Raw genomic sequence first — 24,984 nt, 5'->3', positions numbered from 1 at the left:
CGGACGCGGCGCAGTCGCCTGTGGGCCGGCGGCTCGTAATCGCCTCGATTACAGCGATCTTTGATGTCTCGTCCCGCGGGTGATATGAAATCACAATAGGAAGCCAAAATGCAGAGTCCGTTAAGGAGCCGTCTCGGTGGCCCACTGGTTACGACATGGCTGGCGGCTGACTTTCCTGCTGTCCGTCTGGCTTTTATTATTCGCGCACGCAGCGTGTGCACAGGACGCGATGAGCTGGGACAGCTCCTACTATGCCGTCGGATACTGCCGGACGGTCTGGCCGGAGAATCCCATGACGCTCAGCCCGGACAGATACATCATGTGCTTCGACGGGCAGATCGCTCCAGACCTAGACGTCTCGCTGACAAAGGCGCTCGAGCCAGGTGGGTTCTTCGTCATCCGCAGCACGGGTGGACGGGTGAGCAAAGCCCTCGAGCTTGCCGGCCTCATTCGCGAGCGGCGAGCGACCGTCGTTGTCTACGAGTATTGTTTCTCGGCCTGTGCCGAGTTTATCATGACCGCTCCCGACCATACGTTGGTGATCAAGGACGCCCTGGTGCTTTGGCATAATCCGCAAAGCGGCGACCCGACCGATCCGTATTGTGCCTTCCTCAAGACGCCACGCGAGGATGGCCCGAGAGCCTTGCGGCGTCGCCCTTGTGGCGAGAGCAACGACACCGTCGACTACTCATCGGCGGGCGAAGCTCAGTATTTCCGAGAGAGGGCGATTGCCCCGTCGTTCGCCTCGCCGGCCGATAGCAACTACGTCAGAAGGAGAGTAGCGAGCCTCTACGCAGAGACAGGGGTGGACCGCGACATCCTCTGGACGCTCAACCCGAGATATTATCCACGCCTTTTCAAGGCGAACATCGTCTTTGAGTCCTATCCTCAAAGCCAAGACGAAGTCGACGCAACCGCCGCCAGATTGGGCATCAAGGCCAAAATCATCTATGATCCGTGAGCGTCGCAAGTGCCTGTTGACCGACAGCCGATCGAAATGGCGGAAGCCGTGCCGAGGTGAGCCATGACTCGCGCGCTGCACCTCGTGCAAGCACACCAATTCGATCCCTCGACAAGTCCTCGGCTTTAGGCAATGCATTAAGCGCAAGACGACCAATACCGGGCGTCGCGTGATTGATGCCGTCCGGAGTGGCGAGTTAAATGCACTGTCCCGTAATTGCTGTGAGCTGATTCGCAGTTTCTCTGAGGCCGAACTCAGAATGATCGAATATGTCGAAGCTCATTCGACCAATTGCAGAATTCCGCCTGACGTCGCGGGCATGCTCAAGGCTGGCCACAAGAAAACCGAGACCTTGCAGACCAGAGTCTGCGCGATCGCGCAGTCGGGCAACCCAGGTCTGGGCGACGTGCTGGGGCCGCCCAAAAGAGATCCGGCTGGACCAGTTGGCGATTTCCCGATGTTTCGATAGGCAGCCGCAGCGCCCCATCAAGCCTAGCGTGGCGCGAGGTATCGAGCGCCGAGTCCACCGAGCGTTTTCATGCGAGATATTCCACCAGCGTGTGATCCTTCTCCTCGAGTTCGGCATCGATGATCTGCGCGATCAGTGTCCAGTCGACCTTGGCCAAGCCGGCACCGATTTTAGAGATCCTCTCGGCTTACGGCTGAAAATCTCGCGAGCGCGGCACCGCTGTGGATCACTCCGTCGGAGAGTGCGAAAGAACGCTCGATAGTCTCAGGCGCGACCACGAAAGCGTCGAATTCAAGCGAGGGAATTCCTCAGTGTCGGACGCGAATGACGAGCTGATAGCGAGATGGGAAGCCGTCACGGACGCCAATTCATTTCTGGCGTTCGTTCACGCTCTCGTCGCCGATCGGGTGTCTGCGGTCGAGAGTGAAAAGGTGCAGCCGAGCTCCCCATGGGGGCCCGATGCGGGAGGGTGGGAGAATACGCGGATCGAAACCTACCTCGAAGCAGCCGCCGCTTGGGCGGCGTCTACCGACTTTGGAATCGCTCAGGGGATCGCCGCAGACAATCTCTGGCGTCGCTTCGCGCAATTCCTGTTCATCGGCAAGATTTACGAGTGAGCGCATTTCAGCGTTGCTGGGCAAAAGTCGGGCAGCTCGACTACCTGCCGAAGATTCCGCCCACCACGCGATGCATCGCGCCGCCGATCGCGCCGATGGGGCCTCCCACCGTCCGCTGGCCCCGCGCCCGCCCCGCGCTGCGACGGGCTTGGCGGTCGGACTTGGCAGCCTCGGTGGCCGCGGCCATCAGGACCTTGTGCTGAGCGGCGTTGAGGTAGCCGGTCGCCGGATAGCTGCGCTCCTCCTGCCACCGCGAGATGGCGGCGCGGGTCTGGTCGTCGAACGTCCCGTTGGCCTTGGTGTCGAAGCCGAGCCGGGTCAGGCTGCGCTGCACAGCACGGCGCTTCGCCTTGGTGAGGCCGATCTGACTCTCGGTCTGCTGGTTTGCATCTTGCCGGTTTGCTTCTGGAGCGGCGACCGCGGGATCGGCGGACTCGGTCGCCTCACGCGGTGAGCTGCTCAGACCGGCGTTCGCGACGTCAGCGCTCGCGACGACAGTCAGGATGGACATTGCCAGGATCAAGGCGCGCATGGTTCTTCCTTCGCCCTCAAATCTGCCGATAATTTGTTCCATCCTGAGACGGCCGGTGAAATGTACGATCACACCCAGGGCGCCGTCCCGCTTCGGTGCCATCAACGGCGTTCCGTCCTGCAGGGTTCCCGCGTCGAAGCGGTATTGTTGGTGCCTGGCGTTCGGGCCACATAGGTATCTTGACACCTTTGTCGCCGACTTTGGGCGGCGCTTTCTGTACAAGAATGCCGGCTTCAATAAGAAATCCCAATTGTGACATAGGTGCTGCAGCGCAAAAATCTCATATCGCTATGCAGTATCGATCATTGTATCTGGCATCTGGTATACGTAAATTCTCCTCAGTCAGAACGTCGTACCGCCCTACTGAAGGAGACAAATCATGTCCAAGACCGTCGCCCTCCCCCTCGTCCAGCCCGTGTCCCTGTTCGGCCGCTTCCTGGCCGCTCTCGATCGCGTGCTGATGGCCAGCGCCCGCGCCGCCAACCGCAACGGCGACGTGCCCTATTTCGGCCTTTGAGGACGCCGCGCGCCACCGGCGCGCAATCCGGTAGCGAGATACCCAATCAACAGCCCCGGCTCGCCGGGGCTTTTGCTTTTCGGCACGCCTGCTGCCTGCGACAAATTCGCGCCGGAGGCATCCCAGCCGATCTGCTCAATTGCGGTCGGCGTCCTCTTCATACCAAAATCAAATCGATCGATTTGCTGCGCAGACCCCTGCTGCTGCACACCGCTGGCCGCCAACGCAACTTTTGGCTGCATGAGGCGGGCGCGCGGGAGAGACCGTGCGAAGCGGACCGGGGGCACGCAGACTGGAACATGAGGACGACCGGGTTCAACACAGAGTAGCGGTTCGACCGGACGGAGCGGCCAACAAAGAAGCCGCCGGAGCCGGGGAATGAAGGGGAGAAGGCGTCGATGAAGCGTTTCGCGCGCGTTGCTGTTGCGGCTACGGCTGTCGTGGTCGCAGGGTCCATTCCGGCTCTCGCGGCATGGGAACCGGTCCGGCCGGTCGAGTTCATCGTTCCCGCCGGCACCGGCGGCGGCGCCGACCAGATGGCGCGAACGATCCAGGGCATCGTCACCAAGCACAATCTGATGAAGCAGCCGCTGGTCGTCATCAACAAGTCGGGCGGCGCGGGCGGCGAAGGTTTTCTTGACGTCAAGGCGTCGGCGGGCAACCCGCACAAGATCATCATCACGCTGTCGAACCTGTTCACGACACCGCTCGCCACCGGCATCCCCTTCAACTGGAAGGACCTCACACCCGTCGCGATGCTCGCGCTCGACGAGTTCGTGCTGTGGGTCAATGCCGACAAGTCCTACGCGACGGCCAAGGACTATATCGACGCGGTCAAGCAGGCCGGCGGCACGCTCAAGATGGGCGGGACCGGATCGAAGCAGGAAGACCAGATCATCACGGTGGCCATGGAGAAGGCGACCGGCGCGAAGTTCACCTACATCCCCTACAAGGGCGGCGGCGAGGTCGCAGTGCAGCTCGTCGGCAACCACGTCGATTCCACCGTGAACAATCCGATCGAGGCGGTGGCGCAATGGCGCGGCGGCAAGGTGCGGCCGCTCTGCGTGTTCGACGCCAAGCCGATGGGCTATGACGAGCCGATCACCGACGGCAAGGCCTGGAAGGATATTCCGACCTGCAAGTCGCAGGGGCTCGACATCGAGTACCTGATGCTGCGCGGCATCTTCATGTCGCCGCGCGCCACCAAGGATCAGGTCGAGTATTACGTCGAGCTGTTCAAGAAGGTGCGGGAAACGCCGGACTGGCAGGACTTCATGAAGACCGGCGCCTTCAACACCACCTTCATGACCGGCGCCGACTACGCCAAATGGGTCGAGACCGAGGAGAAGCGGCACGAGACCCTGATGAAGGACGCCGGCTTCCTGGCCTCGAACTGAGCGGCGCGCATGAGCAGTCCTGGACGATCCGCCGGGCCGAGCCACAAGGCGGTCGAGCTCAGCGTCACGCTGGCCATCGCGCTGTTCGGGATCATCGTGATCGTCGGCAGCGTGAAGGCGGGAATCAACTGGGGTGCCGAGGGGCCGCGCGCCGGCTTCTTCCCGTTCTATGTCGGCCTCTTCATCGTGGCGTCGAGCGCGATGAACTTTCGCAATGCGCTGCGCGAGGATGATGGCGGGCTGTTCGCCGAATGGTCGCAGCTGCGCCAGGTGATGAGCGTGGTGGTGCCGACCGCGATCTATGTCGGCGCCCTGCCCTTCACCGGGCTCTATCTGGCATCGATGATCTTCATCGCCTGGTTCATGCGGTGGCTCGGCAGATATGGCTGGCTCACGGTCGCGGCGGTTTCGATCGGCATGCCGGTGGTGACGTATCTGATCTTCGAGCGCTGGTTCATGGTCCCCTTGCCCAAGGGACCGGTCGAGGAATGGCTCGGCCTCTAACAACAACAATCATCCGCTGAAGGGTTGCAGGACTTTGCCGGCATGGAAGAGCTCGCCAATCTGTTTCACGGCTTCGCCGTCGCGCTGCAGCCCTTCAACATCATGGTGATGATCCTCGGCATCGTGCTGGGCGTGATCATCGGCGTGCTGCCGGGGCTCGGCGGCGCCAACGGCGTCGCGATCCTCTTGCCGCTGACCTTCAGCATGCCGCCGACCTCGGCGATCATCATGCTGTCCTGCATCTATTGGGGCGCGCTGTTCGGCGGCGCCATTACATCCATCTTATTCAACATCCCCGGCGAGCCATGGTCGGTGGCGACGACGTTCGACGGCTACCCGATGGCGCAGCAGGGCAAGGCCGGCGAGGCCCTGACCGCGGCGTTCACGTCGTCCTTCGTCGGCGCACTGTTCGCGGTGATGATGATCACGCTGGTCGCACCGCTGGTGGCGAGTTTCGCGCTGCAATTCGGCCCGGCCGAGAAATTCGCCGTGTACTTCCTCGCCTTCTGCAGCTTCGTGGGCCTCAGCAAGGAGCCGCCGTTCAAGACCTTCGCTGCGATGATGATCGGCTTTGCGCTCGCGGCCGTCGGCCTCGATTCCATCACCGGCCAGCTCCGGCTCACCTTTGGGATCACCGAGCTGCTCAACGGCTTCGACTTCCTGATCGCCGTGATCGGCCTGTTCGGCATCGGCGAGATTCTCTTGACCATGGAGGAAGGCCTGAGCTTCCGCGGCGGCAACGCCAGGATCAATCTGCGCGTGGTGCTGCACACCTGGAAGGAGATGCCGGCCTATTGGTGGACCTCGCTGCGCTCCTGCCTGATCGGCTGCTGGATGGGCATCACGCCCGCGGGCGCGACCCCGGCCTCGTTCATGAGCTACGGCATCGCCAAGCGCCTGTCGAAGCGGGGCAAGAGTTTCGGCCATGGCGAGATCGAAGGCGTCGTCGCGCCGGAGACGGCGGCGCATGCCGCGGGCACCGCAGCCTTGCTGCCGATGCTCTCGCTCGGCGTGCCCGGCTCGCCCACTGCTGCGGTGCTGCTCGGCGGCCTGCTGATCTGGGGCCTGCAGCCCGGTCCGATGCTGTTCGTCGAGCAGAAGGAGTTCGTCTGGGGCCTGATCGCCTCGATGTATCTCGGCAATCTCGCGGGCCTGCTCGTGGTGCTGACCTGCGTACCGATCTTCGCAGCGATCCTGCGCATCCCCTTCAGCATCATCGCACCGCTCATCCTCGTGCTGTGCGCGATCGGCGCCTATTCGGTGCATAGCAGCACGTTCGATGTCGTGCTGATGCTGGCGTTCGGCGTGCTCGGCTATTTGTTCAAGAAGTGCGGCTACCCGCTCGCGCCGCTGGTGCTCGCCATCGTGCTCGGCGACAAGGCCGAGGAAGCGTTCCGCCAGTCGCTGCTGGGATCCCAGGGATCCCTGGCCGTGTTCTTCTCCAACGGACTGGTCGGCACCATCATGGCGCTCGGACTGATCGCGCTGTTCTGGTCGCCCCTCAACCAGGGATGGAGCCGGTTGCGCGCAGCGGCCGCTTAAACCACACGTTAATCCGATAGTTGATCTACAATTCTCCGCTGCCGCGTCGTATTGTCGCTGCAACGATTTGCCTTGCTATTGCAGGTCTTTTTCGACCGGCTTCGCAGTGCAAGACCACTGGCTCCGCGGAAATCAGCTTGTCTATTGGCATATGTTATACCAAACTCCGCTTAGCTGTTAGGACAAAAATAGACAGCCTGGAGGAAGCATGACGGACTTGGCTCACGCGGGGGCGCCCGCATCTGCAAGAGTAAGCGATGCCTATCGCTGGACGCAGCTGGTGGTCGGCGTCTTGGCGATGGTGATGATCGCCAACTATCAATACGGCTGGACCTTCTTCGTCCCTGATATCGCCAAGACGTTCGGTTGGGATCGCGCCTCGATCCAGTGGGCCTTCACCTTGTTCGTGCTGTTCGAGACCTGGCTGGTGCCGGTCGAAGGCTGGTTCGTCGACAAATACGGCCCGCGCATCGTCGTGCTGGTCGGCGGCGTGCTCTGCGCGATCGGCTGGATGATCAACGCCTACGCCACCTCGCTCAACGGCTACTATCTCGGCATGATCATCGCCGGCATCGGCGCCGGCGGCGTGTACGGCACCTGCGTCGGCAACGCGCTGAAGTGGTTCCCCGACAAGCGCGGTCTCGCCGCCGGCATCACCGCGGCCGGCTTCGGCGCGGGCTCCGCGCTGACCGTGGCTCCGATCCAGGCCATGATCCGCGACTCCGGCTTCCAGACCACCTTCCTGTATTTCGGTCTGGGACAAGGCATCATCATCGTCATCCTCGCCTTCTTCCTGTTTGCTCCGAAGGAAGGCCAGGTGCCCGCGGTCGCTCAGAACACCAACCTGGTGCAGAGCCGCCGCAACTACAATCCGACCGAGGTGCTGCGCCAGCCGATCTTCTGGCTGATGTACTTCATGTTCGTGATCGTCGGCGCCGGCGGCCTGATGGTGACGGCCAACCTGAAACCGATCGCCGGCGACTGGAAGGTCGACAACATCCCGGTCACCTTGATCGGCATGACCATGACCGCCGTGACCTTCGCGGCGACGATCGACCGCGTGCTGAACGGCCTGACGCGTCCGTTCTTCGGCTGGATCTCCGACAATATCGGCCGCGAGAACACGATGTTCATCGCCTTCGGCATGGAAGGCATCGGCATCTGGGCGCTCTACATGCTCGGCCACGATCCGGTGTGGTTCGTGATCCTCTCCGGTTTCGTGTTCTTCGCCTGGGGCGAGATCTACTCGCTGTTCCCGTCGACCTGCACCGACACGTTCGGCACGAAGTTCGCGACCACCAATGCCGGCCTGCTCTACACCGCCAAGGGCACCGCGGCACTGCTGGTGCCGATCGCCAACTACATGCAGCAGTCGTCGGGCGATTGGGACCGCGTCTTCATCATCGCGGCCGGCGCAAACATCCTGGCGTCGATCCTCTCGATCGCGGTGCTCAAGCCCTGGCGCAAGGTGGTGGTGGCGAAGTCGATGCTGCAATAGGTGCTGCTTCGCAGCGCAGCAAAAATAAAATAGAACGATTCCATGGAAGCGGCGCTCGGCATTTTGCCGAGCGTTTTCTTTTGGTTGGTCGAGCAAACGCGTCTCGCTGCAAAGCAGCATGTCGCACCCGCTGTCGCAGGCCATATTGCAGACTGGAATATATTATACCAGGATGAGCAGATGCGCAGATGAGGGCGCGCTGGTCGCAGCCGCAACCTCCAAGAGAGCGCGCTTTGGGAGGATTCATGGTTTCCAGCACAGAGGCGTCACCGCCCACCCCGCCGCAGTCGAGCGGCTTCCGGTGGGTCCAGCTTGCGATGGGCATCGTCTGCATGGCGATGATCGCGAACCTGCAATATGGCTGGACGCTGTTCGTCGATCCGATCGACGCCAAGTATCACTGGGGCCGCACGGCCATCCAGCTCGCCTTCACCATCTTCGTCGTGACCGAGACCTGGCTGGTGCCGGTCGAAGCCTGGTTCGTCGACAAATATGGTCCGCGCGTCGTGATCATGTTCGGCGGCGTGATGATTGCGCTGGCGTGGGTGCTGAACTCCTATGCCGACTCTCTCACCCTGCTCTACGCCGGCGCCGTGATCGGCGGCATCGGCGCTGGTGCGGTCTACGGCACCTGCGTCGGCAACGCGCTGAAATGGTTTCCCGACCGCCGCGGCCTCGCCGCCGGCGCCACCGCTGCCGGCTTCGGCGCGGGTGCGGCGCTGACCGTCGTGCCGATCGCCAGCATGATCGCCTCGAGCGGCTATCAGTCGGCGTTCTTCACCTTCGGCATCGGCCAGGGCCTGATCGTGTTCGTGCTCGCCATCTTCCTGCGGCCGCCGACCCACGCCGCGCCGGCGCGCAAGAAGCAGCTCAATTTGCCGCAGAGCAAGATCGACTACACGCCGCCGCAGGTGCTGCGCACGCCGATCTTCTGGATCATGTACCTGGTGTTCGTCATGGTGGCCTCCGGCGGCCTGATGACCGCGGCCCAGATCGCGCCGATCGCGCACGACTTCAAGATCGCCAACGAGCCGGTGTCGCTCGCAGGCTTCCAGATGGCGGCGCTGACCTTTGCGATCTCGCTCGACCGCATCTTCGACGGCTTCGGCCGTCCGATCTTCGGCTGGATCTCGGATACGATCGGCCGCGAGCACACCATGTTCATCGCCTTCGGCACGGCGGCCGTGATGCTGCTGACGCTGTCGAATTACGGCCAGAACCCGATCGTCTTCGTGCTCGCCACCGCCGTCTATTTCGGCGTGTTCGGCGAGATCTACAGCCTGTTTCCGGCGACCTCCGGCGACACCTTCGGCAGCAAATACGCCGCGACCAACAACGGCATGCTCTACACCGCGAAGGGCACCGCCTCGCTGCTGGTCCCGCTCGCGAGCCTGGTGTCGGCTAAGTATGGCTGGCAGGCCGTGTTCGTGATCGGCGTCGCGCTGAACGCGACCGCGGCGCTGATGGCGCTGTTCGTGATCAAGCCACTGCGCCGCGCCTTCATCCTCGGAAAGGAGGCGCCGGTCGCCAAGCCGGCGGCGCAGGACGTCCGAACGGCGTGAGCCCCCCCGCTTTCTTCCCGCGACTTCACGAGGCGCACCCAGGTGCGCCTCTTTTTTTGCACAGAACATTCGAGCCACGCCGCCCAGCTCGGGCAGCGTGACTGACGTGTTTTTTCGGTGACCCGGCTGACAAAAAACAGCCCGACCGCATTGACATCTGGCATAACGTATACCAGAGTTTGGCGATCAATGATTAACCAACGGGAGGGTGCCATGAAGGTCGGAGACATCCTGCGCAACAAGACGGCGCGCGTGATCACGGTGCGAATGAACGAGACCGTCGGCGTCGCGGCGCAGCTGATGCGCGCCAGCAATGTCAGCGCCCTCGTCGTCAAGGACGTCGTCCGCACCGAGGGCAATACCGCCGCCGGCATGTTCACCGAGCGCGACGTGGTGCGCGCCATCGCCGAGCACGGCGCTGCCGGCGTCACCATGAAGGTGTCGCAGTTGATCTCGCCGCAGCGGCTGATCTCCTGCAGCACCGAGGACTCGCTCGAGCACGTCCGCCATTTGATGAACGTGCATCACATCCGCCATCTGCCCGTCATCGTCGACTTCGCGCTCGCCGGCGTGATCAGCATGCGCGACGTCTCCTCGGCGTTCGACGAGGCGGAAGCGTCTGCCGCCGCCTGAGCGGGAGACATGCTGAGCGGGAGACATGCTGAGCGGGAGACATGGCGACGGAACCGTTCCGTCGCCACCGCAGACTTGTCGGAGCAGCGCGCCGCCTGCTAGGCGGTGCGCAACACAGGGCCGCAACGTTCGGGTCGCGGCTCGTTCACTCCGACAGGATTCCGTTGCGATGAAAGCCTATGTCTATGGCGCCCAGGGCGCCGCGATCACCGACATCGCCAAGCCAACCCCGAAGGGCACGCAGGTTCTGATCCGCGTGCGCGCCTGCGGCCTCAATCGCGCCGACCTCGGCATGACCAAGGGTCATGTGCATGGCGCCGCCGGCGGCGTCGGCACCGTGCTCGGCATGGAATGGGCCGGCGAAGTGGCCGAGCTCGGACCTGATGCGAAGGGCGTAAAGATCGGCGACCGGGTGATGGGCTCGGGCGCCGCCGCGTTCGCCGAATACACTCTCGCCGATCACGGCCGGCTGTTCCACGCGCCGTCGAACATGAATTTCGACGAGGCCGCGACGCTGCCGATCGCGCTGACCACCATGCACAACGCCGTCGTGACCAACGGCGCGCTGCAGCCCGGACAGACCGTGCTGGTGCAGGGCGCGAGCTCCGGCGTCGGCCTGATGGCGATGCAGATCGCCAAGCTGAAGGGCGCTTCTCTCGTGATCGGCTCCTCGACCGATGCCATGCGCCGTGGACGGCTCACGGAGTTCGGCGCCGACCTTGCGATCGATTCCAGCGATCCCGCCTGGGTCGATCAGGTGCTCGAGGCGACGAATGGTGGAGGCGTCGACCTCATCATCGACCAGGTCTCGGGCCAGGTCGCCAACCAGAATCTCGCCGCGACAAAGGTGCTCGGCCGCATCGTCAATGTCGGACGGCTCGGCGGCACCCATGCTGATTTCAACTTCGATCTCCACGCCGCGCGCCGCATCAGCTATGTCGGCGTCACCTTCCGCACCCGCTCGATCGAAGAGATCCGCGCGATCTTCGACGAGGTGAAGGCGGACATCTGGAGCTCCGTGGAAACCCGGACGCTGCGCCTGCCGATCGACCGCGTCTTCGCCTTCGATGACATCGGCGCGGCGTTCGCGCACATGGAAGCGAACAAGCATCTCGGCAAGATCGTGGTGACCTTGTGAACGCGACCTCCTGACATTTAGAAGCAATCGAAACAGTGCGCGGCTCATGCACATATGCCGCGCGATCCCGGCTTTCACCGCAGAGCCTCGGCTGCTACATCCGCGGCCATGAGCGATGCCGTCTCCCCCATCCATCCCGGGAAAGCCCGTGTCGCCGCGATCTCGATCGCGGCGAGCGCCAGCATGGCGGCGGCGAAATTCGTCGTCGGCGTTCTGATCGGCAGCCTCGCGCTGATCTCAGAGGCGCTGCACAGCGGCGTCGACGTCGTCGCCACGGTCATCACCTGGATGGTCGTTCGGGTATCGGACCGGCCGGCCGATGACGAGCATCATTACGGCCACGGCAAGCTCGAGAGCCTGTCAGCGCTCGGCGTCATCGCCCTGCTCTACGTGCTCGCCGGCGGCGTGCTGGTCGAATCCGTAAGCCGTCTGCGCGAGGCCGCGCCGCCGCCTTCGCTGTCGGCGATCCCCTTCGTGGTGCTACTGGTCGACATCGCCGTCAATTTCTGGCGCGCCCGCGCGCTGCACCGCGCCGCGCATGAGACCCACAGCCAGGCGCTCGCGGCCGACGCGCTGCATTTCGCCTCCGACGTGCTCGGCTCGATCGCGGTCATCGCCGGCCTCGTGCTCACCGCGCTCGGATTCTGGTGGGGCGACTCCGCCGCCGCCGTCGCGGTGGCCGTGATGATCTCCGTGCTCGGTCTCAGACTCGCGCGCTCAACCGTCGAGACACTGCTCGACCGCGCGCCGGACGGCGCCGCCGAGAAGGCCGATGCTGCGATCCGTTCAGTCCCCGGCGTCGTCGACGTCGAGCGTCTGCGCGTGCGGCTCGTCGGCGCCACCCATTTCGTCGACGCCACCGTGCAGGTGCCGCGCACCTATCCGATCGACCGCGTCCACGAGATCAAGCGCGACGCGCAGGCGGCCGTCGACGCCAGCCTGTCCGGCGCCGACGTCACCTTCACCACGGTGCCGGTGGCGCTCAGCAATGAGAGCGTGCGCGAGCGCATCATGGTGATCGCGCGCAACTCCGGGCTCGCGATCCACCACGTCACCGTTCACGATGTCGGCGGCCGGCTGATCGTCGCGATCGACCTCGAGGTCGATGGCGACATGAGCCTGGTCGCCGCGCACGCGATCGCCCACGAGCTGGAGCGCTCGATCCGAGACGAGTTCGGCGCCGATGTCGAGGTCGACACCCATATCGAGCCGCTCGAGCCCGAGCTGCCGTTCGGCATCGATGTCCCCGCGGAGCGCCTTGCCGTGATCGCCGAGGCGCTGCAGCGCTTCGCCGCCGAGACCGACATGTACGACGTGCACAACGTCCGCGTCCGCAACACCGAGGCCGGCGAGATCGTCAACTTCCACTGCCGCGCGGCGCCGTCGATGAGCGTGCTCAGGGTGCACGACAATGTCGATCACATCGAGCGCGGCCTGCGGCGCGCCTTCCCCACCGTGAAGCGCGTCATCAGCCACGCCGAGCCGCCGCACGGCTGAGGCCCTGGAGTCACGCAGTGTTCTTGCTTCGGACTCATCTCGCCGATTTTTTGTCACCGCAACTCCGCATTGGATAAGATTTATTAGCTTTTGCCAAATCGTTGACTCTCGACAGCCCGACAAATCTGGATTCAAATCAACTTGATTCGGAAGCGGCTGGGGCTCTTTCGAAATTCGGGTAATCCAGGAAGTTTCGGGGGTCTACAGCATGGCGCGTGCGCATGCCGCGAACGCGTGCGTCCAATCTTCTGATTCCATCAAGGGGTTGGCGCAATCGATCGCGAAACCGGCCTATCAAAGGCTGCTGACTGCTGAGCCGGTATTGCGTCGTGCTGTCCCCACTTTGATCATCGCCTTTCTCGTCACCATTTGCCTCGGCGCCTTCGTCCAGGTGCTCGATCACAGCCGGCAGAAGCGCGGCGCGACCAAGCGCGACCTCGCCGCGATCTCGGACCTGCTCGCCGACCGCATCGGTCATCTGGCGATGCGGCCCGACCGCATCGCCAATATCGAGCATCTGCAGATGCTGCTGCCCGACCTGATCCCCGCCTGGGGCGTCGCGGCCGGCCGCCATGTGATCGTGACCGGCGCCGACCATCGGATCCTCGCCCGGGTTCCGGTGGATGCCGGCCTCGGCGAGAACGACCGCATCCTCGACCTGATCTCGACCGCGCAGCTCCTGGCGACGCCAGGCCTGCAGGGCGCCGTCACCGAGATCACCCTGCCGAACGGCCGTCCGGCCTTCGCCGTCTCGCAGCTGATCAAGCCGCTGCCCGGCCGCGTCGTCATCATCCAGGAGAAGATCGAGCCGATCTGGGGCTCGGACGCGGCGCTGTCGATCACGCTGTCAGCAACCACGGGCTTTGTGGTGCTGATCCTCGGCTTCGCCTTCCACTGGCAGTCGACCCGCGCCCGCGAAGGCGACCTGATCAACGATGCCGTGCGCGGCCGCATCGACACCGCGCTGAACCGCGGCCGCTGCGGCCTGTGGGACTGGGACCTGTCGCGCGGCCGGATCTTCTGGTCGAACTCGATGTTCGAGATGCTCGGCCTCGACAACCGCAGCGACCTGCTCACCTTCGGCGAGGTCAATGCGCTGGTGAACTCTGACGATATCGACCTGTTCGCGATCGCCGACCAGCTCGTCGCCGGCGACATCCGCCAGATCGACCAGAGCTTCCGCATGCGCCACACCGAGGGCCATTGGATCTGGCTGCGCGTGCGCTGCGAGCTCTCGCAGGGCACCACGGATTCCGGACTGCACCTGATCGGCATCGCCGTCGATGTCACCGAGCAGAAGAGCCTGGTCGAGAAGACGGTCGAAGCCGACCTGCGGCTGCGCGACGCGATCGAGACCATCTCGGAGGCCTTCGTTCTCTGGGACTCCAACAACCGCCTCGTGCTGTGCAACTCGCACTTCCAGAAGCTGCACAAGCTGCCGGACTCCGCCGTCACTCCCGGCACCTCCTATGAGACCGTGATCGAGGTCGGCAAGATGCCGGAGATCCGCACGAGGCTGCACGACAACAGCCAGCAGGCGAAGGGCGGCCGCACCTTCGAGGCGCAGCTCGACGATGGAAGCTGGCTGCACATCAGCGAGCGTCGCACCAAGGACGGTGGCTACGTCTCGGTCGGCACCGACATCACCCGCATCAAGGAGCACGAGCAGAAGCTCGTCGACAACGACCTGCGCCTGCGCGCCACCGTCATCGACCTGCAGCGCTCGCAGACGGCGCTGGAGCGCCAGGCGATCGAGCTCGCCGACCTCGCCGAGAAGTACTCGCAGGAAAAGACAAGGGCCGAGGAAGCCAACCAGACCAAGTCGAAATTCCTCGCCAATATGAGCCACGAGCTGCGCACGCCGCTCAACGCCATCATCGGCTTCTCCGAGATCATGGGCTCTGGCATGTTCGGCTCGCTCGGCTCCGAGAAGTATCAGGAATACTGCCACGACATCCTGACCTCCGGTCAGTATCTGCTCGAGGTGATCAACGACATTCTCGACATGTCGAAGATCGAGGCCGGCCGGATGAAGCTCGACATGGAGCCGCTCGACCTCGCCAAGACGCTGGCGGAGTCGCTGCGCGTCGTCTCCGGCCGCGCGCAGGACAAGAGCCTGGTGCTCGACGCCGACATCGAGGGCAGCATCCCGGTCATCGCCGACCGCCGCGCCACCAAGCAGATCATGGTCAACCTGCTGTCCAACGCGGTGAAGTTCACCCCCGAAGGTGGCCGTGTCACGATGCGCAGCCGGGTGTTCGAGGACAAGGTGGTGCTGATCATCGCCGACACCGGCATCGGCATCCCCGCGCAGTCGCTGGCCCGCTTGGGACGTCCGTTCGAGCAGGTCGAGAGCCAGATGACCAAGACCTATCACGGCTCGGGCCTCGGCCTCGCCATCGCCCGCTCGCTCGCCCAGCTCCACGGCGGCTCGATGCGCCTGCGCTCTCGCCTCGAACACGGCACCGTCGTCCGCGTCACCCTGCCCCGCGACGCGTACAAGGCCACGGCGAGCATCTCGGTCGCGGCGTGAGTTGCCCGGTGCTGGGCAACGATTTAGGTGATCGCCGTGGCAGTCAAACAAGGGCAGATAGCGCGGTGCCTGTGAATGCGCCCTCGCCCCTTGTGGGAGAGGGCATGTAGGACAGTGCAGCGAGTTCGGTTGGGTGAGGGGTCTCTCTCCACGGGTGCAGCTTGCGGAGAGAGACCCCTCACCCAACCGCGCGCGTGGACGGGCCGCACATGCCCTCTCCCACAAGGGGCGAGGGCGCTGTATCTGACAGTGCCCTCGCGGTTGGTATGATCAAAGATGCTTAGCATCGCATCTCAGCCGCCGCGGCGTATGGGTCCCGGGGCCACGACGCGCTAGCTAGCGCGGCGTCGCGGCTTGCCCGGGACGACACGCGAGAGATCGTGCGCCCTATCGAAGCAAATCCTGCCGCCGGACGAAGCCCGGCGGCGCAATTTTCGCCAAGTCGACGACCTCGATGTGCGCGATCCTCTCGACCGACATCATCACGTCGAGGGACCATCAAATGCTCAAACGTATCTGGCGCGGCTGGACCACCCACGTGGACGCGGATGCCTATGAGGCGTTGCTGCGCTCGACGATCTTTCCGGACATCAAGGACCGCGCCATTCCCGGATTCCTCGGCATCGAGCTACTGCGCCGGCCGCTCGACACCGAAGTGGAGTTCATGACGATCATGAGCTTCGCCGATGATGACGCCGTCGTCCGCTTCGCCGGACCATCAAAGCAAGCCGTCGTACCGCCGGCCGCGCGCAAGCTGCTCAGCCGCTATGAACCGCACGCCGCGCAATATGAACTGCGCATCGGCTAATGCAAGATCGCCTCAGGCGGGCTTCGCTACCGGCACCGGCCCGCGCTCGACGGTGAGCCCGAACAGCGGGCGCAGCCGCGTGCCAATCATGTTGCCGATGAAGGCGGCCACGAACCAGCACCAGCCGTGCAGGCTGCCCGAGGCGATGCCGCTGAAATAGGCGCCGATGTTGCAGCCATAGGCGAGCCGTGCACCGTAGCCGAGCAGCAGGCCGCCGACGATGGCGGCGAGCAGCGACGGCAGCGGCAGGCGCCAGGTCGGATGGAATTTGCCGGCGAGGCCTGCGGCCAGCAGCGCGCCGAGCATGATGCCGAAATCCATCACCGAGGTGGCGTCGGAGAAGATGCTCTGCTGCAGCGAGGCGGCGCGGGCGCCCTGCCAATAGCCCCAGGACGCGACGTCGACGCCGAACGCCATCGCGATCTTCGAGCCCCACAGCGCAAAGGCCGATGTGATGCCCCACGGGCGGCCGGCGAGATAGAGCGTGGCGAAATTGCCGAGCGCGAGCGCGACGGCGCCCCACAGCAGCGGCCAAGGACCCTGCAGGAAGCGTCTGGCGCCGGTGAGCTCGGTGCGCGCGCCCGGCTCGATTTCGCCGTGGGTCTGGGTTTCGACCTGCAGCGTGAACACGTAGATGCCGGCCATGACGACGAGGCAGGCGATCAGCGCCGGCATCCAGCCGAGCTTGTCGATCAGCGACACCGCGCCGATGTTGGGCTGCGCGCTCCACCATGGCAGATGCCGCGCGCCGATCGTCGATCCGACGAGGAAGGCGGCGAGCGTCACCAGCATCCGCGTGTTGCCGCCGCCGGCGGTGTAGAGCGTGCCAGAGGCGCAGCCGCCGCCCATCTGCATGCCCAGGCCGAACAGGAACGCGCCGGTGAGCATGCCGACGCCGACGGCGCCGTATTCGCCGTGCACCGGCTGGCCGAACAGCGTGCCATGGGCGAGCGCCGGGAAGAACAGGACGACGGCGATTGCGAGCATCACCATCTGCGCCCGCAGACCGGCGCCACGGCGGGCGACGATGAAGACGCGCCAGGCCGAGGTGAAGCCGAACAGCGCGTGGTACAGCGACAGGCCGAGCGCACCGCCGACCAGGAACAGCGCCCCCTGCCGCCAGGTGATCGCAGCAGAGAGCGCCAGCGCACCGAGAAGCAAGGCTGCCGCCGCGACGGCGACGACCGGCGTGTTCGAGCGGTTGCGGTTGTTGTCCGGCGCGAGCAGCCGCGCGTCGATGGAGAGGTCGGTCATGGCGGTTCCGGAAGCGATGAAACTGTCCTGGGCTAACAGCCGCTGCTGCGGGCTGTTCCAGCCTGACGACGGCGATCAACGCGCGTGGGCTGATCTCATCCGAACCGAAGCACGAGATCGTGCTGCAAGATCCTGGATTGCTTCGCTGCGCTCGCAATGACGCGTGGAAAGAGCCATGGACCATCGCTGCCGATGGCACGGGCCAAGGCACGGACCGAAACTGTTGGGCACCGTCATTGCGAGCGCAGCGAAGCAATCCAGGGGCCGCGTGCACCGCTTCTCGTTGGTGGCCGTGAGGCCTACCCGTGGAAAGCGCCTACGCTGGTCGCGCGCTACGCCTGCAAGGTCGGCGCAACCTCGCGTGCGATCTGGACCAACGAGGCGATCAGCGGGGTCATCGGGTCGCGCTGGGGGATGACGAGGCCGATCTGGTAGTTGATCACGGGATCGATGATCGGGATCGAGCGCACCTTGTCCGCAAGCCCCAACGTCTCGGCGAGCTTGGCCGGCATCACGCTGGCCCAGCGGCCGGTCTTCACATGGGTGTAGAGCACCAGCAGCGAGTTCGAGGTGAGCGTCGGCGTCACCTCGTTGCCGGCGGCCTTCAGCGCGCGGTCGATGATGCGGCGGTTCTGCATGTCCGGCGTCAGCAGGCATAGCGGCACCTGGCCGACCTCCTGCCAGGTCACCTGGTCGCGATCGCCGAACATGGCGTCGGGCGCGGTCAGCAGCCGGTAGCTCTCGTTGTAGAGCGGGATGGTGCGGACGCGGCCGATCGGCTCGTTCTCGATATAGGTCAGCCCGGCATCGACCTCGAGGTTCTCCAACAGACCCAGCACGTCGGCCGAGGTGCAGGACATGATGCGGAACCGGACCTCCGGGTGCTTGGCGCGGAACGGCGTCGTCAGCGACGCCACCATGCCGAGCACGGTCGGCACCGCCGCGATACGGATCTCGCCCGACAGCTTGTCCTTGAGGCCGTTGATCTCCTGGCGCATCGCGCGGAAGTCGCCGACGATGCGGCGCGCCCAGTCGAGCGTGCGCTCGCCCTCGGGCGTGAAACCCTGGAAGCGGGAACCGCGCTGCACCAGCATGACGCCGAGGATCTCCTCGAGCTGCTTGATGCTGGTCGACATCGTCGGCTGGGTGACGCCGCAGGCCTCCGCTGCGCGGCCGAAATGACGCTCCTTGGCGAGGGCCAGCAGCAGTTCGAGCTTGTCGATCAAGAGGTCGGCCTTCCCAGGGTTGAAGGGCCCAATTCCGCACGCTTTCGGCGGTGTAGGCCATGCCGAAACCCTATCACGGCGAGGGGGTCACGGACACGGTAAAACGCGGCCGCAAGCCGGTCGCGAGAAGGTCGGTTTTTCGTCAACTTCTAGCTATCTCACGATTGCGTTTCGCTATCGCAGCACGGGACTGCTTTATTGATATCTTGAGCAATTCCAATTTGGATATGCGAAACGCTTGCAACGCAGAATCGGGATCAGGATGACGCCCAAAATGACGCCGGTGTATGAAAGTTGGGATGCGGCGCGCGGCGCCGAGATCATCGCCGAACATAGCCAGATGGAGGGAGCAACCCTGCCCATCCTCCACGCGTTGCAGGAGGCGTTCGGCTACGTGCCGGAGGATGCCATTCCGATGATCGCATCCGCTCTCAATTTGTCGCGCGCCGAGGTTTACGGCGTGTTCACGTTCTACCATGATTTCCGGGCCAAGAAGGCCGGCCGTCACGTGCTGAAGTTGTGCCGCGCCGAGGCCTGCCAGGCCGCCGGCGGCGATGCTCTGGCCGCGCGCGCCGAAGCCAAGCTCGGGATTGCGATGGGCAACACCACGGCGGATGAGCGCGTCGCGCTGGAGCCGATCTACTGCCTCGGCCTGTGCGCCACCGCACCCTCGGCGATGCTCGACGGCCGGCTGGTCGGCCGGCTCGATGAGGCCCGGATCGATGCTCTCGTCTCGGAGGCCCAGCGATGAGCGTGCGTCTTTTTGTCCCGTGTGATGCCGGCGCGCTCGCCGTCGGCGCCGATGAAGTCGCCCAGGCGCTGCACAAGGCGGCGCTGGAGCGCAAGGTCGATGTTGAAATCGTCCGCAATGGCTCGCGTGGGTTGTATTGGCTGGAGCCGCTGGTCGAGCTGGAGACGGCGCAGGGCCGCTTCGGCTTCGGCCCTGTGACCGCTGACGATGTGCCGTCGCTGCTCGACGCGATCATCGACGACACCTCGCACAAGCTCTCGCTCGGCCTGACGGAGGAGATCCCGTGGCTGAAGCGGCAGACCCGCCTCACCTTCGCCCGCTGCGGCATCATCGATCCGTTGTCGCTCGAGGACTATCGCGCCCATGGCGGCTACAAGGGACTCACGCGCGCGCTGACCTTGTCGCCGGATGCTGTGATCGCCGAGGTTACGACGTCGGGCCTGCGCGGCCGCGGCGGCGCCGGCTTCCCGACCGGCATCAAGTGGAAGACGGTGTCGCAGACCGCGGCCGACCGCAAATACGTCATCTGCAACGCCGACGAGGGCGACAGCGGCACCTTCGCCGACCGCATGCTGATGGAAGGCGACCCCTTCGTATTGATCGAAGGCATGACCATCTGCGGCATCGCGGTGGGCGCCACCAAGGGCTACATCTACACGCGCTCGGAATATCCGCACGCGATCGCGACCATGGCCAAGGCGATCGACATCGCCAAGAAGGCCGGCCTGCTCGGCGAGAAGATCGCGGGTTCCAACTACAACTTCGACCTGGAGGTCCGCACCGGCGCCGGCGCCTATGTCTGCGGCGAAGAGACCGCGCTGATGGAGAGCCTCGAGGGCAAGCGCGGCATCGTTCGCGCCAAGCCGCCGCTGCCCGCGCATCACGGCCTGTTCGGCAAGCCGACCGTGGTCAACAATCTGCTGTCGTTCGCGGCGATCCCCTTCATCCTCGACGAGGGCGCCAAGGCCTATGCCGATTTCGGCATGGGGCGCTCGCGCGGCACGATGCCGATCCAGATCGCGGGGAACGTCAAGTTCGGCGGTCTGTTCGAGACCGCGTTCGGCATCACGCTCGGTGAGCTCGTCGACGACATCGGCGGCGGCACCTTCACGGGCCGTCCCGTCCGCGCGGTGCAGGTCGGCGGGCCCTTGGGGGCCTACTTCCCGCGCGCGCTGTTCGACACGCCGTTCGACTACGAGGCGTTCGCCGCCAAGGAGGGCCTGATCGGCCATGGCGGCATCGTCGTGTTCGACGAGACGGTCGACATGTCGAAGCAGGCGCGCTTCGCGATGGAGTTCTGCGCCATCGAATCCTGCGGCAAGTGCACGCCCTGCCGCATCGGCTCGACGCGCGGCGCCGAGACCATCGACAAGATCCGCCGCGGCGAGCGCGTCGCCGAGAACATCGCTCTCGTCGAGGACCTCTGCGGCACCATGAAGCTCGGATCGCTGTGTGCACTCGGCGGCTTCACGCCCTACCCTGTGCTCTCGGCGCTCAAACACTTCCGCGAGGATTTCGGTCCTCAGCAACCGCGCCTGCAGGCTGCGGAATAGACATTCGGGAATAAGGACACGGCCATGTCGCTCATCCACGAAACCGATTACGGCACCCCGCTCTCCAAGTCCGAGAAGATGGTGACGCTCACCATCGACGGCCAGAGCATCACCGTTCCCGAGGGCACCTCGATCATGCGCGCGGCCATGGAGGCCGGCACGCAGATCCCGAAGCTGTGCGCGACCGACATGGTCGACGCGTTCGGCTCCTGCCGCCTCTGCCTCGTCGAGGTCGAGGGCCGAGCCGGCACGCCGGCCTCGTGCACCACGCCGGTCGCCGCGGGCCTCGTCGTCCACACCCAGACCGAGCGGCTGAAGAAGCTGCGCAAGGGCGTGATGGAGCTCTACATCTCCGACCACCCGCTCGACTGTCTGACCTGCGCCGCCAATGGCGATTGCGAGCTGCAGGACATGGCCGGCGCGGTCGGCCTGCGCGACGTGCGCTACGGCAACCAGGGTGAGAACCACGTGTTCGCCGATGCCTGCGGCGAGGCCAATCCGGCCTGGCTGCCGAAGGACGAGTCGAACCCCTATTTCACCTACGATCCCTCCAAGTGCATCGTCTGCTCGCGCTGCGTCCGCGCCTGCGAAGAGGTGCAGGGAACGTTTGCGCTGACCATCTCCGGCCGCGGCTTCGACAGCCGGGTGTCGCCGGGCATGAGCGAGAGCTTCCTGGGGTCCGAATGCGTCTCCTGCGGCGCCTGCGTGCAGGCCTGTCCGACCGCGACCCTGACCGAGAAGAGCGTGATCGAGATCGGCCAGCCCGAGCATTCGGCGGTCACCACCTGCGCCTATTGCGGCGTCGGCTGCGCCTTCAAGGCGGAGATGCGCGGCGAGGAAGTCGTGCGCATGGTGCCCTACAAGGACGGCAAGGCCAATCGCGGCCATTCCTGCGTCAAGGGCCGCTTCGCCTATGGCTATGCGACCCACAAGGAGCGCATCCTCAAGCCGATGATCCGAGAGACCATCGATCAGCCCTGGCGCGAGGTCTCCTATGACGAGGCCTTCACCTTCGCCGCGCAGAAGATGCGCGGCATCCAGGCGAAGTATGGCCGCGATTCGATCGGCGGCATCACCTCCTCCCGCTGCACCAACGAAGAAACCTATCTGGTGCAGAAGCTGATCCGCGCCGGCTTCGGCAACAACAATGTCGATACCTGCGCCCGCGTCTGCCATTCGCCGACCGGCTATGGGCTCGCCACCACTTTCGGCACCTCGGCCGGCACCCAGGACTTCGACTCGGTCGAAGACAGCGACGTGATCATGGTGATCGGCGCCAACCCAACCGACGCGCATCCGGTGTTCGGCTCGCGCATGAAGAAGCGGCTGCGCCAGGGCGCCAAGCTGATCGTCGTCGATCCGCGCAAGATCGATCTCGTGAAGTCGGCGCACATCAAGGCGGACTATCATCTGCCGCTGCTGCCCGGCACCAACGTCGCGATCCTGACCGCGCTGGCGCATGTCATCGTGACCGAGGGCCTCGTCAACGAGACCTTCGTGCGCGAGCGCTGCGACTGGAGCGAGTTCCAGGATTGGGCCGAGTTCGTCGCACTCGAGAAGAACAGCCCCGAGGCGGTCGCCCAGTTCACCGGCGTCGATGCGGAAACCATCCGCGGCGCGGCCCGGCTGTATGCCAAGGGCGGCAACGGCGCGATCTATTACGGCCTTGGAGTCACCGAGCACAGCCAGGGCTCGACCACGGTGATCGCGATCGCCAACCTCGCGATGGCGACCGGCAATATCGGCCGCCGCGGCGTCGGCGTGAACCCGCTGCGCGGCCAGAACAACGTCCAGGGCTCCTGCGACATGGGCTCCTTCCCGCACGAGCTGCCGGGCTATCGGCACATCTCGGGCGACGCGGTGCGCGACCAGTTCGAGGCGATGTGGAACGTCAAGCTGAACCCTGAGCCGGGCCTGCGCATCCCCAACATGTTCGACTCCGCGATCGACGGCACCTTCAAGGGCCTCTACGTGCAGGGCGAGGACATCCTGCAGTCCGATCCGAACACCAGCCACGTCGTGCAGGCGCTGTCGTCGATGGAATGCGTCATCGTGCAGGACCTGTTCCTGAACGAGACCGCCAACTACGCCCACGTCTTCCTGCCCGGCTCGACCTTCCTGGAGAAGGACGGCACCTTCACCAATGCCGAGCGCCGCATCCAGCGCGTCCGCAGGGTGATGAGCCCGCGCAACGGCCTCGCCGACTGGGAGGTCACGATCGGGCTGGCCAAGGCGATGGGCTTCGAGATGACGTACAAACACCCCTCCGAGATCATGGATGAGATCGCGGCGCTGACGCCGACCTTCACCGGCGTCTCCTACCAGAAGCTCGAGGAGATGGGCTCGGTGCAGTGGCCCTGCAACGAGAAGTTCCCCGAGGGCTCGCCGATCATGCATGTCGACGGCTTCGTCCGCGGCAAGGGCAAGTTCGTGGTCACCGAATACGTCGCGACCGACGAGCGCACCGGCCCGCGCTTCCCGCTCCTGCTCACCACCGGCCGCATCCTGTCGCAGTACAATGTCGGCGCTCAGACGCGGCGCACCGACAACGTGGTGTGGCATGGCGAGGACGTGCTGGAGATCCATCCGCACGATGCCGAGCAGCGCGGCATCCGCGACGGCGATTGGGTGCGGCTGACCAGCCGCGCCGGCGAGACCACCCTGCATGCGTTGATCTCCGAGCGCGTGGCACCGGGCGTGGTCTACACCACGTTCCACCATCCGCTGACTCAGGCCAACGTCATCACCACGGACTACTCGGACTGGGCGACCAACTGCCCCGAGTACAAGGTCACGGCCGTGCAGGTGTCGCAGTCCAACGGCCCGTCGGACTGGCAGAAGGCCTATGACGAGCAGGCCCGCAACTCGCGCCGCATCGCTCCGATCGTGGAGGCGGCGGAGTAGCATGACCGATGCAGTGCGCATCGCGGATCGTCTGGTCTGGCGCGACGGTGCCCTCACCGAGGGCCACCGCCGCGTGCCGGAGGAGACCGCGGTCGCGCTGACCTATAATGGCGGCACCCAGGCCGTCATGATGGCGACGCCGCAGGACCTCCGCGACTTCGCAATTGGCTTCAGCCTCAACGAAGGTCTCGTCGCGAGCCGCGACGAGATCGTCTCGCTCGACATCGTCGAGCTCAATGATGGCGTCGAGCTCAGGATGTGGTTGCCTGACGCTCTCGCCGAACGCCTGGCCGAGCGCCGCCGCAACATCGCCGGCCCCACCGGCTGCGGCCTGTGCGGCATCGACTCCCTCGCCGAAGCCGTGCGGCCGGCGGCGCATGTTCCTCAGGGCCGGCGCTTCACGCCGCGCGACATCATGACGGCGCTGGCCGCGATCGAGCCGCTGCAGAAGCTCAATCACGAAACCCGCGCCGTGCACGCTGCCGCGTTCTGGACTCCCGCGCGCGGCATCGTCGCGTTGCGCGAGGATGTCGGCCGCCATAACGCGCTCGACAAGCTAGCCGGCCACCTCGCGCAGACGCACAGCGCGGCGAGCGAAGGCCTCGTGATCATGACCAGCCGCGTCTCTGTCGAACTGGTGCAGAAGGGCGCCGCAATGGGCGCGCCCGTGCTGGTCGCGGTCTCAGCGCCGACCGCGCTGGCCATCCGCATGGCCGAGGCCGCCGGCATCACCCTCATTGCCGTCGCGCGCAACGACGGCTTCGAAATCTTTACCCACCCCGACCGCATCGTGGCGAGCGCCGAGGCGCGCGCGCAATCACCTCAGACGGACAAGCCCTATGTCGCATAGCAGCACCCACGACCGCCTCGTCTACATGGCGAACCAGATCGGCAAATTCTTCCAGAGCCAGGGCCGCGACAAGGAGGTCGCCGGCGTCGCCGAGCACATCAAGAAGTTCTGGGACCCGCGCATGCTGAAGACCATTTACGCCCACCACGACGCCGGCGGCGAAGGCCTGGATCCGGCCGTGAAGGACGCGATCGGCAAGCTGAAGGACGCCGCGGTCGCGAAGGAGAAGGCGTAAGGC

General features: G+C 65.0%; 23 protein-coding genes. 19 read left to right on the top strand and 4 right to left on the bottom strand.

Features of this window, described 5'->3' with window-relative positions:
• Positions 1–292: 292 nt before the first annotated feature.
• From ACVILH_RS18265 to ACVILH_RS18255, 3 genes are all read left to right on the top strand, one after another.
• Positions 293–961, top strand: a complete 669-nt coding sequence (locus tag ACVILH_RS18265; RefSeq protein ID WP_456714117.1) for a hypothetical protein — start codon at positions 293–295, stop codon at positions 959–961.
• A gap of 259 nt (positions 962–1,220) precedes the next feature.
• Positions 1,221–1,430, top strand: coding sequence for a hypothetical protein (locus tag ACVILH_RS18260; protein ID WP_456714116.1), 210 nt, complete (start codon positions 1,221–1,223; stop codon positions 1,428–1,430).
• A 311-nt stretch (positions 1,431–1,741) separates the two neighbouring features.
• Positions 1,742–2,047: a DUF7660 family protein gene (locus ACVILH_RS18255; protein ID WP_456714115.1), complete on the top strand. Its 306-nt coding sequence runs from the start codon at positions 1,742–1,744 to the stop codon at positions 2,045–2,047.
• Positions 2,048–2,087: 40 nt separating this feature from the next.
• Here the strand turns inward: ACVILH_RS18255 and ACVILH_RS18250 are convergent, their stop codons facing one another.
• The gene (locus tag ACVILH_RS18250) at positions 2,088–2,579 is read right to left on the bottom strand and encodes a peptidoglycan-binding domain-containing protein (RefSeq protein WP_456717021.1); all 492 of its coding nucleotides are present in this window, start codon (positions 2,577–2,579) and stop codon (positions 2,088–2,090) included.
• A gap of 379 nt (positions 2,580–2,958) precedes the next feature.
• Here ACVILH_RS18250 and ACVILH_RS18245 point away from each other — a divergent pair, with 379 nt between their 5' ends.
• Complete coding sequence (locus tag ACVILH_RS18245) at positions 2,959–3,096, top strand: hypothetical protein (protein WP_456714114.1); 138 nt, start codon at positions 2,959–2,961, stop codon at positions 3,094–3,096.
• Here ACVILH_RS18245 and ACVILH_RS18240 read toward each other — a convergent pair.
• Positions 3,081–3,338: a hypothetical protein gene (locus ACVILH_RS18240; RefSeq protein ID WP_456714113.1), complete on the bottom strand. Its 258-nt coding sequence runs from the start codon at positions 3,336–3,338 to the stop codon at positions 3,081–3,083. The two genes, ACVILH_RS18245 and ACVILH_RS18240, sit on opposite strands and share 16 nt — an antisense overlap.
• 156 nt (positions 3,339–3,494) lie before the next feature.
• Between ACVILH_RS18240 and ACVILH_RS18235 the strand changes: the two genes are divergently transcribed.
• The 10 genes from ACVILH_RS18235 (at position 3,495) to ACVILH_RS18190 (ending at position 16,208) form a co-directional block, all read left to right on the top strand.
• Positions 3,495–4,493: a Bug family tripartite tricarboxylate transporter substrate binding protein gene (locus ACVILH_RS18235; protein WP_456714112.1), complete on the top strand. Its 999-nt coding sequence runs from the start codon at positions 3,495–3,497 to the stop codon at positions 4,491–4,493.
• Between the two features lie 9 nt (positions 4,494–4,502).
• Positions 4,503–4,997: a tripartite tricarboxylate transporter TctB family protein gene (locus tag ACVILH_RS18230; protein WP_456714111.1), complete on the top strand. Its 495-nt coding sequence runs from the start codon at positions 4,503–4,505 to the stop codon at positions 4,995–4,997.
• Between the two features lie 42 nt (positions 4,998–5,039).
• Positions 5,040–6,539: a tripartite tricarboxylate transporter permease gene (locus ACVILH_RS18225; protein ID WP_456714110.1), complete on the top strand. Its 1,500-nt coding sequence runs from the start codon at positions 5,040–5,042 to the stop codon at positions 6,537–6,539.
• Between the two features lie 208 nt (positions 6,540–6,747).
• On the top strand, positions 6,748–8,037 hold the full coding sequence (gene oxlT, locus ACVILH_RS18220; protein WP_456714109.1) for an oxalate/formate MFS antiporter: 1,290 nt from the start codon (positions 6,748–6,750) through the stop codon (positions 8,035–8,037).
• Positions 8,038–8,282: 245 nt separating this feature from the next.
• Entirely contained in the window at positions 8,283–9,599 is a 1,317-nt protein-coding gene (oxlT, locus tag ACVILH_RS18215) for an oxalate/formate MFS antiporter (RefSeq protein ID WP_456714108.1), read from the top strand.
• Positions 9,600–9,812: 213 nt separating this feature from the next.
• Complete coding sequence (locus ACVILH_RS18210) at positions 9,813–10,232, top strand: CBS domain-containing protein (RefSeq protein ID WP_006610125.1); 420 nt, start codon at positions 9,813–9,815, stop codon at positions 10,230–10,232.
• A 169-nt stretch (positions 10,233–10,401) separates the two neighbouring features.
• Positions 10,402–11,370 (top strand): zinc-binding dehydrogenase, encoded by a 969-nt coding sequence (locus ACVILH_RS18205; protein WP_456714107.1) that lies wholly within the window; start codon positions 10,402–10,404, stop codon positions 11,368–11,370.
• A 108-nt stretch (positions 11,371–11,478) separates the two neighbouring features.
• Positions 11,479–12,867 carry a cation diffusion facilitator family transporter gene (locus ACVILH_RS18200; protein WP_456714106.1) on the top strand — a complete coding sequence of 463 codons (1,389 nt, stop codon included), beginning with the start codon at positions 11,479–11,481 and terminating at the stop codon, positions 12,865–12,867.
• 208 nt (positions 12,868–13,075) lie between these two features.
• Positions 13,076–15,400 (top strand): ATP-binding protein, encoded by a 2,325-nt coding sequence (locus ACVILH_RS18195; protein ID WP_456714105.1) that lies wholly within the window; start codon positions 13,076–13,078, stop codon positions 15,398–15,400.
• Positions 15,401–15,854: 454 nt separating this feature from the next.
• Positions 15,855–16,208 (top strand): antibiotic biosynthesis monooxygenase, encoded by a 354-nt coding sequence (locus tag ACVILH_RS18190; RefSeq protein ID WP_456714104.1) that lies wholly within the window; start codon positions 15,855–15,857, stop codon positions 16,206–16,208.
• Positions 16,209–16,220: 12 nt separating this feature from the next.
• Here the strand turns inward: ACVILH_RS18190 and ACVILH_RS18185 are convergent, their stop codons facing one another.
• Together ACVILH_RS18185 and ACVILH_RS18180 are read right to left on the bottom strand one after the other, a co-directional pair.
• Positions 16,221–17,462 (bottom strand): YeeE/YedE family protein, encoded by a 1,242-nt coding sequence (locus tag ACVILH_RS18185; RefSeq protein WP_456714103.1) that lies wholly within the window; start codon positions 17,460–17,462, stop codon positions 16,221–16,223.
• A gap of 332 nt (positions 17,463–17,794) precedes the next feature.
• Complete coding sequence (locus ACVILH_RS18180; RefSeq protein ID WP_456714102.1) at positions 17,795–18,688, bottom strand: LysR family transcriptional regulator; 894 nt, start codon at positions 18,686–18,688, stop codon at positions 17,795–17,797.
• 274 nt (positions 18,689–18,962) lie between these two features.
• On the opposite strand from ACVILH_RS18180, the gene ACVILH_RS18175 reads away from it, so the two are divergent.
• Genes ACVILH_RS18175 through ACVILH_RS18155 form a run of 5 tightly spaced genes read left to right on the top strand, consistent with a single transcriptional unit; the run spans position 18,963 to position 24,981 of the window.
• The gene (locus ACVILH_RS18175) at positions 18,963–19,439 is read left to right on the top strand and encodes a formate dehydrogenase subunit gamma (RefSeq protein WP_456717020.1); all 477 of its coding nucleotides are present in this window, start codon (positions 18,963–18,965) and stop codon (positions 19,437–19,439) included.
• Entirely contained in the window at positions 19,436–20,992 is a 1,557-nt protein-coding gene (locus ACVILH_RS18170) for a formate dehydrogenase beta subunit (protein ID WP_456714101.1), read from the top strand. Before ACVILH_RS18175 ends, ACVILH_RS18170 begins: the two co-directional genes overlap by 4 nt.
• A 24-nt stretch (positions 20,993–21,016) precedes the next feature.
• Positions 21,017–23,896 carry a formate dehydrogenase subunit alpha gene (gene fdhF / locus ACVILH_RS18165; RefSeq protein WP_456714100.1) on the top strand — a complete coding sequence of 960 codons (2,880 nt, stop codon included), beginning with the start codon at positions 21,017–21,019 and terminating at the stop codon, positions 23,894–23,896.
• Positions 23,897–23,909: 13 nt separating this feature from the next.
• Positions 23,910–24,746, top strand: a complete 837-nt coding sequence (fdhD, locus tag ACVILH_RS18160; RefSeq protein WP_456717019.1) for a formate dehydrogenase accessory sulfurtransferase FdhD — start codon at positions 23,910–23,912, stop codon at positions 24,744–24,746.
• Complete coding sequence (locus tag ACVILH_RS18155; protein WP_008961224.1) at positions 24,736–24,981, top strand: formate dehydrogenase subunit delta; 246 nt, start codon at positions 24,736–24,738, stop codon at positions 24,979–24,981. Before fdhD ends, ACVILH_RS18155 begins: the two co-directional genes overlap by 11 nt.
• The last annotated feature ends 3 nt before the right edge of the window (positions 24,982–24,984 follow it).

It is taken from the genome of Bradyrhizobium sp. USDA 4353 (genome assembly GCF_054063215.1).
This window is presented reverse-complemented; position numbering and strand designations above follow the sequence as displayed.

Bases quoted from the DNA above. Each gene is read 5' to 3' on its own strand.
- ACVILH_RS18195 (WP_456714105.1), top strand. From the start codon at position 13,076: ATGGCGCGTGCGCATGCCGCGAACGCGTGCGTCCAATCTTCTGATTCC.
- oxlT (WP_456714108.1), top strand. From the start codon at position 8,283: ATGGTTTCCAGCACAGAGGCGTCACCGCCCACCCCGCCGCAGTCGAGC.
- ACVILH_RS18265 (WP_456714117.1), top strand. From the start codon at position 293: ATGACGCTCAGCCCGGACAGATACATCATGTGCTTCGACGGGCAGATC.
- ACVILH_RS18205 (WP_456714107.1), top strand. From the start codon at position 10,402: ATGAAAGCCTATGTCTATGGCGCCCAGGGCGCCGCGATCACCGACATC.
- ACVILH_RS18245 (WP_456714114.1), top strand. From the start codon at position 2,959: ATGTCCAAGACCGTCGCCCTCCCCCTCGTCCAGCCCGTGTCCCTGTTC.
- ACVILH_RS18200 (WP_456714106.1), top strand. From the start codon at position 11,479: ATGAGCGATGCCGTCTCCCCCATCCATCCCGGGAAAGCCCGTGTCGCC.
- ACVILH_RS18260 (WP_456714116.1), top strand. From the start codon at position 1,221: ATGATCGAATATGTCGAAGCTCATTCGACCAATTGCAGAATTCCGCCT.
- ACVILH_RS18210 (WP_006610125.1), top strand. From the start codon at position 9,813: ATGAAGGTCGGAGACATCCTGCGCAACAAGACGGCGCGCGTGATCACG.
- ACVILH_RS18235 (WP_456714112.1), top strand. From the start codon at position 3,495: ATGAAGCGTTTCGCGCGCGTTGCTGTTGCGGCTACGGCTGTCGTGGTC.
- ACVILH_RS18190 (WP_456714104.1), top strand. From the start codon at position 15,855: ATGTGCGCGATCCTCTCGACCGACATCATCACGTCGAGGGACCATCAA.
- ACVILH_RS18175 (WP_456717020.1), top strand. From the start codon at position 18,963: ATGACGCCGGTGTATGAAAGTTGGGATGCGGCGCGCGGCGCCGAGATC.
- ACVILH_RS18155 (WP_008961224.1), top strand. From the start codon at position 24,736: ATGTCGCATAGCAGCACCCACGACCGCCTCGTCTACATGGCGAACCAG.
- ACVILH_RS18230 (WP_456714111.1), top strand. From the start codon at position 4,503: ATGAGCAGTCCTGGACGATCCGCCGGGCCGAGCCACAAGGCGGTCGAG.
- ACVILH_RS18250 (WP_456717021.1), bottom strand. From the start codon at position 2,579: ATGCGCGCCTTGATCCTGGCAATGTCCATCCTGACTGTCGTCGCGAGC.
- ACVILH_RS18170 (WP_456714101.1), top strand. From the start codon at position 19,436: ATGAGCGTGCGTCTTTTTGTCCCGTGTGATGCCGGCGCGCTCGCCGTC.
- oxlT (WP_456714109.1), top strand. From the start codon at position 6,748: ATGACGGACTTGGCTCACGCGGGGGCGCCCGCATCTGCAAGAGTAAGC.
- ACVILH_RS18225 (WP_456714110.1), top strand. From the start codon at position 5,040: ATGGAAGAGCTCGCCAATCTGTTTCACGGCTTCGCCGTCGCGCTGCAG.
- ACVILH_RS18185 (WP_456714103.1), bottom strand. From the start codon at position 17,462: ATGACCGACCTCTCCATCGACGCGCGGCTGCTCGCGCCGGACAACAAC.
- fdhF (WP_456714100.1), top strand. From the start codon at position 21,017: ATGTCGCTCATCCACGAAACCGATTACGGCACCCCGCTCTCCAAGTCC.
- ACVILH_RS18240 (WP_456714113.1), bottom strand. From the start codon at position 3,338: ATGCAGCCAAAAGTTGCGTTGGCGGCCAGCGGTGTGCAGCAGCAGGGG.